The sequence below is a fragment of the Streptomyces tricolor genome (genome assembly GCF_002155905.1).
GTDB lineage: Bacteria > Actinomycetota > Actinomycetes > Streptomycetales > Streptomycetaceae > Streptomyces > Streptomyces tricolor.
The window spans coordinates 1-367 of the sequence record NZ_MUMF01000166.1; the positions used below are offsets into that span (position 1 = coordinate 1).

The 367-nt window shown below is 75.2% G+C and carries 1 pseudogene; it reads right to left on the reverse strand.

Annotated elements, in window-relative coordinates:
* A pseudogene (locus tag CCN44_RS46145) lies at positions 1-367 on the reverse strand (glycosyltransferase family 2 protein); the annotation flags it as partial.

Sequence of the window (367 nt, forward strand, 5' to 3'; positions counted from 1 at the left end):
ACCGTGCCCTCGAAGACGCCGGGCCGGACCGGGTCCAGGCGGAAGGGGATCGTCATACGGCGTCGGCCGGGCGTGAGGAGCAGGGACGCGCGCTGGGGGCCGACGGGCAGGCGGAGCCCGGGATCGTAGGTGCGGATCGCGAGGGTGAGGGACGCGCCGGGACCCGGTGTCAGCTCCGTGATCTCGTGGCGGAACAGCGCGGTGGGGAACGGCCGGGTGTCCAGCTCCAGCTCGGACAGGTCCAGTTCACGCCGCGCGCGGTCCGTCGACGGCACGGTGCCGCCCCAGTACGGCACACCTGTACCGTCGGTCGTCACCTGCCGCGGTGCCACCGCGTGCCCCAGCCCCCGGGCCGCGAGCCGGGCCT